Below are 12930 nucleotides of genomic sequence, written 5' to 3' on the forward strand. Positions count from 1 at the left end.
CCCTTATTTATTCAACTCTTCCAATTTGACAGCGAGAACCTTGCCGATTTGAGCCAGAGGTTCCGGCTGACATAAATCTTTATGGCGGCAGTCGATGTCGATTTGTTCAATCTGTCCGTTAATATAAGGCTTCCACGAGTCAGGTTCAATCGGATCAAACCATTCAGGAATGATTGTTGATCTGAAAAACAAAACATTTCCACGGAAGGTTTTCGGCTTATAGGAGCCTAAAATGCCGACAGAATTGACATACGTATTCTTCAAATTTAAAATGACCGTTTCATCCAAGCTCGCAAGCGCACTGCCGTCTCGGCGAAGAATCTCAATCGCCGCTTCAAAATCTAGCGGTTTTTCCCCTAAGCTGTCTGGATCGTACCCGCCTAACGCCAGAAGGGCAATCAGCGCTTCCTCATCATCCGGTGCCTCTTTTATAGGAAGGAAGTGGTTCGGATAGGCATCCAGCATCACCAATAGGGAAACTTCTTCTCCTTGATTTTGCAGCTGGGTGGCCATCGCTTGAACGACATTCCCGCCCAGGGACCAGCCCAGCAGATGGTACGGGCCTTTTGGCTGGACCGTTCGGATTTGTTTAATGTAATCGGCAGCCATGTCATCAAGTGTTTTCGGAAGCTCCTCACGCTGCCCGATTCCCCGTGCCTGCAAGCCGTAGATCGGATAATCTGTTCCTATATTCGTCATCAAACCGGCATAACACCAGCTGAGACCCCCTGCCGGATGAACACAGAATAAAGGAGGCTTGTCTCCGCTTGTTCGGAGCGGCAGCAGAACGTCAAGAGCGCTTTGGCTTGATCCCATTTCAAGTCTTTCAGCGAGCCCGGCTACAGTAGGTGCTTCGAACAAGTTGCCGATGCTGAGTTCAACGCCGAGCGCTTCACGAATGCGGCTCATGAGCTGTACAGCAAGCAAGGAATGTCCGCCTAAATCAAAGAAACGGTCATCAATGCCGACACGCGGCAAGTGAAGCACCTCCATAAAGAGGTCACAGAGAATTTCTTCCTGCGGCGTTCTCGGTCCTCGTCCTGTCACTGCCGCTGCGAAATCCGGAGCGGGCAGTGCTTTACGATCAAGCTTTCCATTCGGTGTCAGCGGCAATTCTTTCATCGTCACAAAGGCAGCAGGCACCATGTAATCCGGCAGTCTCTCCGCAGCATATTTGCGCAGTTCCGCCGTATCAAATGTTTCTTCCGAAGGGATGACATAAGCTGCCAACCGTTTATCTCCCGGCTGATCCTCACGAACCATCACTGCCGCATCTTCAAGCTGCGGATGCTGAACGAGTGCGGCTTCAATTTCTCCTAATTCAATCCGGAATCCCCGAATTTTCACTTGATGGTCTGCACGGCCGACATAGTCGAGAGAACCGTCAGCGCGGAGGCGGGCCACATCCCCAGTGCGGTACATCCGGGTGCCTGGAGGACCGAACGGATCAGCTATGAAGCGTTCAGATGTTAAACCAGGCCGGCCTAGATAACCTCGTGCTAACCCCGCTCCTGATACATACAGCTCTCCGGCAACACCCGGCGGGACCGGCTGCAGGCGTTCATCCAGCACGTATACACCAAGATCGGGAATGCCGCAGCCGATCAAGCTGTTTGCCCGTAAAGCTGCCATGCTTCGGTCTAATTCGATATAGCTCACATGCACCGTCGTTTCTGTAATACCATACATATTGATAAGCTGCGGTCTATTTTCAGGGTGGCGGTTGTACCAATCCTCTAAACGGCTGAGTTCAAGCGCTTCTCCGCCAAAAATGACATAGCGCAGACTGAGTGCCTGTCCGAGATCCGGCTGTTCCCGTTCCGCCTGCATAAACTGATAGAAAGCAGATGGTGTCTGGTTCAGAACGGTCACACCCTCTTTGACAAGCAGGCGCAGAAACGCTTCTGGCGATCTGCTGACGTGGTGAGGCACGATTACAAGACGTCCGCCATGCAGCAGAGGACCCCAGATCTCCCACACCGAAAAATCAAACGCATAGGAATGGAACATGGTCCAGATATCGTCTGAGCTGAAACGGAACCAGTGCTCGGTCGCTGCAAATAAACGTGTTACATTTTGGTGAGGAATCATCACACCTTTTGGAACACCAGTTGAGCCGGATGTATAAATGACATATGCCGTATTCAAAGGCGAAAGCGGCTGAGTCCTATCCTTATTTTTTGGATTCTCTGCAGGGTACGTGTTTAGTTTCTCTGCCAGCTCGGGATCATCCAGCACGATTTTCGGCACGTTTTCAACTAGCGGAATGTGATTTGCAGCTTTAGTGTTCGTCATGATAAACGCAGGCTGTGCATCTTTTAGCATAAAAGCAATTCGATCAGCCGGATAATCCGGATCAAGAGGGAGATAAGCTGCCCCGGCTTTTAGCACCGCCAATAGGCCGACAGCCATTTCCAACGATCGGGGCAGTGCCAATGCCACAAATTGCTCCGGCCCGACACCTTCACTAATCAGCATTCGGGCAAGCCGGTTTGCTCTTTCATTCAGCTCTGCATAGCTCAGTGCCTGATCTTCATATACAACGGCAATAGCATCAGGACGTAAAGCAGCCTGCTTCTCAAACTGCTCTGGCAAACTTGCGTGCGGAATCTTTTCAGATACACTTTGCCAATCTGTCACCATGCTGCTGCGTTCCTCTGGCGCAAGAATATCCAGATTTCCGATTTGCTCGTCAGGATCAGACTCGGCAGCCTCCAACAGGCGCATCAATCGGTCAGCAAGAGCCTGAGCAGTTTCCCGCTTGAAAAGATCAGTGCTGTATTCAAGCAGTCCTTCCATTCCGTTTGGTGTCCCGTCAGCAAGGCGATCTTCACTGATTTCCAGCGTCAAATCAAACTTGGCAGAACCGACACTGTTGATTCGCAGGCTGCTCTCCATATCAGGAAGATGCAGTTCAGCGTCCGGTGTGTTTTGGAACGCAAGCATGATTTGGAATAAAGGATGCGTCGCACGCGAACGAGCCGGATTGAGTACCTCTACAAGTCTCTCAAACGGCAGATCCTGATTGTCATAGGCGGCCAGATTCACTTCCCGTACTCTGTCTAGAAGCTCGCGAAAGCTTGGGTCACCGGACGTATCAGTTCTGAGCACCAATGTATTAATGAACAGCCCTACAAGATCGCCCAGCGCATCATCATTCCGTCCCGCGATCGGACTGCCGATCGGAATGTCGGTGCCCGCCCCGAGCCTTGTCAATAAAGCGGCGAGACCGGATTGAAGCACCATAAACAGGCTCACCCTATTTGCGCGAGCCAGCTCCTGCAATCGCTTGTGAAGCTCGGGCTCAATACGAAAATGAATCGTATCTCCATCATGACTCGGCTCAGCCGGACGTGAATAATCGGTTGGCAGTTCAAGCTGATCAGGCAGGTTTTTCAAGGTTTCTTTCCAGAAAGCAAGCTGTCCGGCAATCAAGCTATTTGGATCATCCTCGTTTCCAAGCAGTTCTTGCTGCCAAAGCGCATAGTCTGCATACTGCACAGCAAGAGGCGCCCATTCGGGAGATCGTCCGTGGCAGCGAGCTGCATAAGCCGTCCCAAGGTCTCGGGTCAGCGGTGTTAAGGACCAGCCGTCCCCGACAATATGATGGACGAGAAGAAGCAGCACATACTCGTCAGGACCGATCACAAAAAGCTCGGCACGAAAAGCAGGTTCAGCTGCAAGATCAAAGCTGTAGCGTACAGCTTCGGCAAGCCGATCAGAAAGCTCCTTCTCAGCAGTTTCAGTAACATGTAACTCAGGATGGGCTTGATCGACATCTAAAATATGCTGATAGGATGTCCCCTGTGATTCAGGGAAGATCGTCCGAAGGCTTTCATGACGGCAGACGAGGTCATAAAGTGCCGCTTTCAGCAATCCTTGATCCAACTCACCCGACAAACGGACAGCAACCGGAATATTATAAGTAGGACTCGGTCCTTCCAGACAATGCAGGAACCATAGCCGGCGCTGGGCAAATGATAGCGGGATCTTTTCAGGCCGCTCAGCTCTCTGCAAAGCGGGACGTGCACTCTGCGCCAGATCAAGATGGGCAGCGAGTCCGGCTACTGTCGGTTCGTCAAAGAGCTTGGCGATACCAAGTTCGGCTCCCATTACCTCGCGAACGCGGCTCATCAGACGGGCTGCAAGAAGAGAATGGCCCCCAAGCTCGAAGAAACTGTCATCGATACCGACGCGTGCCAAACCGAGAACCTCTGCAAACAAGTCACACAATATCTCTTCCTGAGGAGTCCGCGGGGCCCGATCACTGACAGATGTGCTGAAGTCTGGTGCCGGCAGTGCTTTCCGGTCAAGCTTGCCATTAGGTGTTAACGGCAGCTCGTCCATCTCCACAAACGCCGCCGGTACCATATAATCAGGAAGACCAGCCCCCATATAACGACGAAGCTCTGCAGTATCAATAGCAGCATCAGCGACTACATAAGCCGCCAATCGTTTGTCTCCCGGCTGATCTTCCCGCACGACAACCGCGGCCTGTTCAATGTGCGGATGATTGGCAAGCACGGCATCAATTTCTCCAAGTTCAATTCGGAATCCGCGAATTTTGATTTGATGATCCGCCCGCCCGATATAATCCAAAGACCCATCGGCGCGCCAGCGGGCCTGGTCTCCGGTCCGATACATCCGAGTTCCCGGCGGTCCGTATGGATCTGCAACGAAGCGCTCCGCCGTTAAATCAGGGCGATGGAAATAACCTCTGGCCAAGCCGGTGCCTGCAATATAAAGCTCTCCGACAACGCCCGGCGGCACCGGCTGCAATCCATTATCAAGCACATACACCTGCGTGTTCCAAATCGGTTTCCCAATCGGAGGAACGCCCTTCAGCCCTTCTTCAAGAAAAGCTGCTGCAGACCAAATCGTTGTTTCAGTGGGACCGTATAAGTTCGTGACTGAACAATGAAGGTCTTGAAGCGCCTGCAAAAGACCGCTCGGCAGCGCCTCGCCTCCTACAAGCACTCTAAGCCCCCGAAGTTTCTCAGGTTCACTCGTTACCAAAGCGTGCCACAGTGTCGGTGTCGCCTGCATGATGTTAATATCGAAATTTTCAATCATTTGACCTAATGCCTGCGGCTCACGGATCGTTTCTTTCTTTGCGATCACGATTTGCGCTCCGCTAATCAGCGGAAGATATAACTCCAATGCTGAAATATCAAAAGCGACAGTCGTCACAGCCAACAGCCTGTCTTCTTCTCCTAGAGAAAATGCCTCCTGCATGGACAGCAGAAAATTGCTTAAGCTTTTCTGTGTCACAACGACTCCCTTCGGTCTTCCTGTTGATCCTGAGGTATAGATGATATACGCAGGATGGTCAAGAGAAACCGATACATTCGGATTGTCAGGCGAATAGCGTTTTATAATCTCCTGTGTAACAGCCTGATCAAGCACAAGCTCCGGTACAGCCAGGTCATCAGGCAGACTGGCTGCTATTTCCTCAGTCGTTATGATGCATGAAGGTTTCGCATCCTCCAGCATGTAAGAAATACGGTCGGCTGGAAACTCCGGATCAAGGGGGAGATACGCCGCACCAGTCTTGAGCACACCAAGCATTGAGGCCACCATCTCAGGGGAACGCGGCAGCGCCAAAGCGACAAATTGCTCCGGACCAATCCCTTTTTCGATCAACAGACGCGCGAGGCGGTTTGCCTCTTCATTGAGCTTATGATAGTTGACTTGAATGTCATCACACATGAGAGCGATACGTTCTGGCGTAAGAACTGCCTGCTTTTCGAACATGTCCTGAAGGCTGACCAGCTTCTCGGATTTTGCCGTCTCATTCCATTTAGAAATGACTTTTTCTTTCTCCTCTGGCAACAGAAGCTCCATGTGCCCAATCAGCATGTCCTCTCCGGCAGAAGCCGTTTGCAGCAGCTGCAGGATACGCCGCTGATGAAGCTTAATATCAGACTCACTGTATACCTCGGGATTCGCATCAACATCAATTCGCAGCCCGCTGCCGTCTGTTCTGTCATATACATTGATTGATAGATCATCAACAGGACCGGCTGAAAGATTATGCGTTGTGCCCCGGCGCCGGCAAAGTCGAGACCGTAATCAAACGGCATAAGATTGATTTGAGGGCCAAATAATCGATGATTTTCTCCTATCAATTTCAGATCGCGCCGAAGCTCTTCATGGCGATACTTATGATGTCGCCGAATACTGCGGATTTCCCGGGAAATTTGCTGAATCAGTTCAGAAAAGCTCATCGAAGAGCTTACCGTCAGCCGGAGCGGGAGAAGGTTCATCACCATAGCCGGTACATTCAGTGATGCAGACCCTATCCGACCCATCATGGGCAGGCCGAGCACAACATCCTCAGAGCCGGTCATACGGTGCACATAAACAGCTGACACCGCAATCATGACTTCATGCCAGCTTCCTGAGAAATAGCGCGCCGCTTCTTTTAACGCGTTTACATCAGACGGAGGCAGATATGCCGTATGACGAAGAAAACTGTTAGATGTTCTTGGCGCCGATCAGCCAAGCTCACAACTTCAGGTGCATCTGCAAAACGGTCCAGCCAGAATTGACGATCCTTCTCATACTGCTCTGATCCGCGATAATCTGTATCCTCCTCCAAAATGGCCTGGAGAGACCTAAAGGAACGGCCTTTAGCTGTTTGTCCTTTTATAAGCGCAGTATATGTACTTGCCACACGCTGGGCTATCAGGGAAAAACCGAAGCCGTCGATCGCTATATGGTGAATGCGCTGATACCAAAAGAAACGATCAGGCCCGGCAATAAACAGAGCTTCATTAAACAAAGGGTCATGCCCTAAATCAACCGGCTTTGCTAAATCAGCTTTCATCCAGTTTAATGATGTTTTTTCCGGATCAGGCACAGAGCTGACGTCAATGACGTGCAGCTGTACATCCGGAGACGGGTTTATCATCTGCCAAGGCCCGTCCATATTTTCACCGAAGCGGACATGCAGCGATTCCGCTTCCTTGATCACGTGCCGCAAAGCTTCTTCAAAAAGAGCAATATTGATTGGTCCATTGATTTCTATATATTCCGCTGTATTGTAGATTGGATTGTCCGGATCAAGCTGCTGAGCAAACCATATGCCAGTTTGCGCCCCGGTCAAAGAATATTGAAGATCTTTTGTATCAGGCATCCGTTTGTTTACCCTCCTTTTATAAATAATCCGCGTTTGGCAGCACTTGCTGGCTGCGGGTTGTGAGCAATTTCTGCCATTCTTCGATCGTTGGGCGTTCAGCCAATTCTACGAAAGTCACCTCTGCCCCTTCACGGCGCCATTGTTCCACCAATGTCATGATCCTTACCGAATCAAGACCACGATCGAGCAAATCCTCTTGATCTGTGATGTCTTCCGGTGTTTCTTGTAGAAGCTCAGCAATTTGTTTACGGATATTCTCACATGTAAACACGTTCTTTTTGCCAGTGTTTGCTGACGTTTTTTGAACGTCTGCCGGCGCATTCTGCAGCTGATCAAGAAGACTGTCAGTCATCACGGTAAACGCACAGCGTCCAGCCGCATAGTCCAGCGCCATTTGATGTTTTTCTAATGAAAAATCAGCAACTGCATCTCCCACAAAAAAGGCTTTAATATCCTCCATAAATGCTTCACATGCTGTAACTAGACAGCCGATATGGGCGTAAATTCCTGTAATGATCAGCTGATCGCGTCCCTCTTTGCGCATCATTTCAAGCAGATTCGTTCTCTTAAACGCGCTGTATCTCCATTTTGTCAGCACAAGATCATCATCCTCTGGTGCCAGCTCGGTTATAATTTTCTCCTCATAAGGACCGCTGTTTAATCCCGGGCCCCAAAAGTCTGTCAGCAGCGCACGGTCATCCGGATTTTGGCTTCCCGGCTGTGCGGTATAGACAACAGGAATCCCAAGCTGAACACATTGATTCTTCAGCTTTCGTATATTCGCTGAAAGCTCTATTACCGGAGACGCTCCCGCTGTGAAAGCATCGACAAAATAGTTTTGCATATCGTGTATTAACAAGACAGCCCGATTCGGATCAGGCACCCATGATACTTTGTTTTGCGGCATATCAGATGCTGTCGGCATTTGATACGGCTGAATGGCAGGTATAGCCATTTGAACACTTCCTCTCAAATTGTTGTTTTATTTTTTTGACCCTGCAAGAAGTTTCTCGGAAATAGCTTCACGAAGAGCCTTTTTGCTTACCTTTCCTACCCCTGTCTGCGGAAAGGATTCGACAAATTCAACTCGATCAGGGATTTTATATGCCGCCAGTCCGCGCTCTCTCAAAAATGCTTTGAGCTCTGTGGCTTTTGGGGCTTCATCCCTGGGAATAATGAACACACAAGATCTCTCACCAAGAAACTGGTCAGGCATGGAAACCATTGCCGCATCATGGACAGCTGGATGCGCCAGCAGATGATTTTCTACCTCTTCAGCCGCAACCTTTTCTCCTCCACGGTTAATTTGATCCTTCGCCCGGCCTTCAACGACAATATAGCCGTCTCGTGTCAGCCTGACGATATCACCCGTACGGTAAAAACCGTCCTCAGTAAATGAAGCGGCGTTATGCTCTTCTGCCTTATAGTAACCTCGAATTGTATACGGTCCCCGCGTCAGCAGATGGCCTGTTTCACCAGGTTTTACGTCGCGATCATGATCATCCCAAACACGCACTTCATCATATGGGGACATCGGTCTTCCTTGGGTGTTGACAATGATCTCCTCAGGATCATCCAATCTCGTATAATTGACGAGACCCTCTGCCATTCCGAACACCTGCTGCAGCGTGCAGCCGAAAACAGCTTTTACCCTGCGCGCGGCTTCAGCACTAAACTTGGCACCGCCGACCTGCAACACTTGAAGGCTGGATAAATCGTCACGGCGTGAGGATGCCGCATCCATCCATACCATCGCAAGAGGCGGAACAAGAGCGGTTATCGTGACCTTTTCGCGTGCAATCAAAGGAAATGCGTCATCTGGACTTGGAGAAGGAGATAATACCACTCTTCCTCCAGCGTATAATACGCCGAGAACGCCAGGTGAGCTCAGCGGATAATTGTGTGCCATCGGCAGCGCGGCCAAGTACACCGTGCTGTGGTCGAGCCAGCAGACCTCCACACTCCGCTTCAGGCTGTATATGTAGTCATCGTGGGTCCTCGGAATCAGTTTCGATAGCCCGGTGCTCCCGCCAGAAAGCTGGAGGAACGCCACATCCGAAGATTTGACTTCAGGCAGTTTTACAGGTTCTGTATGCAAATCCTCGAGCGGCAAAAATTCCTCTGCCTCACCTGCGACAATGATGTTTTTCAAAGTCGGCAGCTTGCTTTGAACCTGTCTGGCAAGCGAACGGTAGTCAAAACCGGAATATGCGTCGGGAATGATATATGCAGCCGCTTCAGCAAACTCGCAAAAATATGTAATTTCACTGCTTCGATGAGAAGGCAGTGCGAAGACTGGAAGCGCCCCCAGACGGAAAAGCGCGAAAATGACTTCAAAAAACTCTTTGATATTTGGCAGCTGCACCACAACACGATCCATCTGTTGAATGCCGAGCTTTTGAAATCCGGCAGCCAGGCGATCAGCCCTTGTGTCAAGCTCTCGATAGCTCCAATGGGTGTTTCCGCATGTAATGGCAATGCGATCACCATATTTGGCTGCCCGGTCCCTTAACAAATCTCCAAACGTTTCACCGGCCCAGCAGCCGTTCTTTCGATAGGTCTCAGCTAACTCATCAGGCCAAGGCGTAAATCCTTTCAGCATGTTGTATCCCTCCAGCAATTCATTCTGTTCATATGTGATCCACGCCCATTGCCCGCAGCATTGTCCGAAACTTTGCGGACGTCTCCTGAAGCTCGTCCTCGGGCTTTGAACCGGCCACAACACCAGCTCCAGCATACAGGCGGAGTGAGCGTTCTTCTGCCTCTGCACAACGGATGGTCACGATCCATTCTCCGTCACCGGCATCGTCACACCAGCCGACCATGCCGGTAAAGAAACCGCGGTCAAATGGTTCAATGCTGAGAATCGCTTCTCTTGCAAGATCAGTCGGTGTTCCGCAGACTGCTGGCGTCGGGTGGAGCGCCGCCGCCAATTCAAGTGCAGTTACAGACGGATCGGAAAGCTCTCCCTTAATCACGCTGGACAGGTGCCACATCGTTTCCGTTTTGATCAGTGAAGGCTTCTCCGGAACCTCCAGCGTCCGGCAGAAAGGTCTCAGCGCTGCCGCAACCGCGTCAGCGACAACCGCGTGCTCATGAAGATCCTTTGCGGAAGAAAGCAATTCAGCTGCCCGGCGCTGGTCTTCAACAGGATCATTACTGCGCGGCCTTGAGCCGGCTAATGGATTGGAAACGACCTGTGTTCCCATCCTTGAAACGAGAAGCTCCGGACTTGCTCCGAGCAATGTTCGGCGGGGAGACGTTTCCTCCTGGCTGGACACGTCTGCGGCAAACGTGTAGCCATGCGTGTTATGCTGAGCCAGATGGCGAAGCAATTCATCCGTCTGAATCGGTTCAGGCGATGTCAAATGCAGCGATCTGGATAGGACGATTTTGCTGAGTGTTCCATCGGCAATGCGTGTCAGCCCTTGTTCAACACCATTTTTATAATCCTCAGGTTCAGGAACAGGCTTTATGTGGTATGTATGCCCAGCCTGCTGTTCCTTTTCCTCATGATCAAATTGAAGCGGTCCTGACCAGCGCACTTCCTCAGGTACAACGAGCCGCGCTGCTTTTACTTGATCAAAAGGAACGGCCCCGACAACAAGCGGCCGGCTTTGCCCTGATTGTTTTGCCTGACGCAACGTCTCTGCAATTCGGCCAGAAAGGGTTTCTATTTGGTTTTGCCCGTCTGCCTCCGGTACGATTTCACATATGCCTTTCGCTAACAGTACACGATGAGGAGACGCTAAGAAAAAGGCGCCCGGCTGATATTCATGAAGCAAATGCTCCGCTTTTGTTTCTGTTATAACGTTTTGATCCAACATTCTCATGAACCTCCTTTAAATTCAGTTACACGCCTAAGGTCGCGCCGCCATCTACGACTAAATTATGCATCGTAATATGCCCTGCCTGGCCAGAAACCAAAAAGAGCACCGCATCCGCAATATCCGAAGGCTTGGCTAGTTTTTTGAGCGGGATCCCTGTTTTAAATGTCTCAAGTGATCCTTTTATGACTTGCTCCGCTCCATTCTCGTCGGCCCATAATGACCACTGCATGTCTGTTTCCGTTGATCCGGGAGATACAATGTTGCAGCGAATATTGTATTCTGCAAGCTCAAGGCCAAGGCATTTCGTAAACATCACAGCCGCAGCCTTTGAAGACGCATATGCCGCCATAGATGTTCTTGGTACACCGGCAGCATTCGATCCAACTGTTACAATCGAACCTGATCTTCGGTCCATCATATATTTGCTGACTGAACGCGAGGCGTTAAATACGCCAGTCGAATTCACTGAGAACGTCGCCTCCCATTCCTCATCGCTAAGTGAATGGATCAGTCCCGGGCGAAGGACACCCGCTACATTCACTAAAATATCAATCGGCCCCATTTCACGTTCAATGCGCGCCGTGATCTCGTCAATCGCCGCGCTGTCTCTCACATCCGCAGGAAAAGCTGCTGCATGGCGGCCTTCTGCTTTGAGGCTGTTCACAACCTTATCCAGCTTTTCAGGATTATAATCAACTGCCGCAATATGTGCGCCTTGACTGGCAAGCGTCCGCGCAACAGCTTCGCCTATTCCTTGGGCAGCCCCTGTTATAAAAGCAATTTTTCCCTCTATACCCTTTGCATTCATATCATCAATTCCTTTCTTCGCTCTAAATGCCGAACAGACATCCAGCGAAAAAGACTGCTGCGCCTTGAAAAACGCAATCTATTGATAATGATTATCATTATCAATTATAAAAATAATCATATCCAAATGTCATGTGACAGTCAAATATAATTTCAGTGACAAATATTTTTTAAAGGCAAGGCTGAGTATGTCTCAGCCCATTGATAGATGCGGTCCGTCAGGGTGAAGCGCAAAACGCAGCGCCCGGCTGACCAAAACTGGAAGAACTGAAATATGTCCTTCTCCTGAAAACTCGCAAAATTCTGCCCGTATGCCTTGTTCAGATAAAACGGCCAGCCGCTCATAAAGCTCCCTTGCATTATCATTCATCCGGCTTTTATGATGCTGCTCCAATTCTCCTGCGGCAAGAAGGATATTGATAGGCTGATTGTTTTTCTTGGTGAGAGAGACGAAATCGTCCGTTTTCTCGAGAATAAACGGTTTATTCCAATGAATGGACGGACTTCCCGCGACATATGTTTGAAACGCATCGGGCTTTGTTAGCAGCACCTGCAGCACGAAAAGCCCTCCGAGCGAATGGCCAAAGATTGTTTGTCTTTTTTTATCAATCTGGTAATCTCGTTCTATCTCCGGTTTTAAATCCTCTTCAATAAATCTGAAAAAGCCCTCCGCTCCGCCATGCTCCGGCCATTCTCTGCCGTCGGGCCTTTCCGGCAGCTTCGATTGGGCTGTTGGCATTGTAAAATCCCGGTGGCGCGCTGAGGAGAACGGCTCCGCTGTCTCATAGCCAATGCCGACGATCACTGCAGGGATCACCCCGGTTTTTTCGGGTCGGCGTCCCTGTATTCGAACGGCTTCCGTCATCGTTCCGAAGACAGAATTGGCATCCAGCAGATAAATCACAGGATAACCAGCGGGTGGCGGCGGCGTACTAGGTTTCGAGATAAAAATGTGATAGGTACGGTTTTCATTGCGTGACGACATCATACGCACTTCCGTACCAGGAATCGTAAATGCGTTTGGTGTCCCGCCATTTGTCCGGTCTGTTGTTTGCTCTTTCATGCAGTACGACATTCCTCTCCTTAAACTAAACCGCAATGTATGATAATGATTTTCACTATCAACTAGACACCTCAAATAATAGGTTTTCT

5 protein-coding genes and 1 pseudogene are annotated in these 12930 nt (G+C 50.2%); all 6 read right to left on the reverse strand.

The annotated features are described in order from the left end of the window. Positions 1-3: 3 nt before the first annotated feature. Positions 4-7138: pseudogene (gene dhbF / locus AC0OMA_RS16180) on the reverse strand (non-ribosomal peptide synthetase DhbF). Between the two features lie 19 nt (positions 7139-7157). After that, the gene (locus AC0OMA_RS16185; protein ID WP_038427886.1) at positions 7158-8096 is read right to left on the reverse strand and encodes an isochorismatase; all 939 of its coding nucleotides are present in this window, start codon (positions 8094-8096) and stop codon (positions 7158-7160) included. A gap of 27 nt (positions 8097-8123) precedes the next feature. Next, complete coding sequence (locus AC0OMA_RS16190) at positions 8124-9743, reverse strand: (2,3-dihydroxybenzoyl)adenylate synthase (RefSeq protein ID WP_327844766.1); 1620 nt, start codon at positions 9741-9743, stop codon at positions 8124-8126. A gap of 28 nt (positions 9744-9771) precedes the next feature. Continuing rightward, positions 9772-10968, reverse strand: coding sequence for an isochorismate synthase DhbC (gene dhbC / locus AC0OMA_RS16195; RefSeq protein ID WP_015483641.1), 1197 nt, complete (start codon positions 10966-10968; stop codon positions 9772-9774). A 25-nt stretch (positions 10969-10993) separates the two neighbouring features. Beyond that, positions 10994-11779 (reverse strand): 2,3-dihydro-2,3-dihydroxybenzoate dehydrogenase, encoded by a 786-nt coding sequence (locus AC0OMA_RS16200; RefSeq protein WP_474222260.1) that lies wholly within the window; start codon positions 11777-11779, stop codon positions 10994-10996. A gap of 192 nt (positions 11780-11971) precedes the next feature. Further along, complete coding sequence (gene besA / locus AC0OMA_RS16205) at positions 11972-12841, reverse strand: ferri-bacillibactin esterase BesA (RefSeq protein WP_063334602.1); 870 nt, start codon at positions 12839-12841, stop codon at positions 11972-11974. Positions 12842-12930: the final 89 nt, after the last annotated feature.

The sequence above is a fragment of the Bacillus sp. AMCV2 genome (assembly GCF_056033925.1).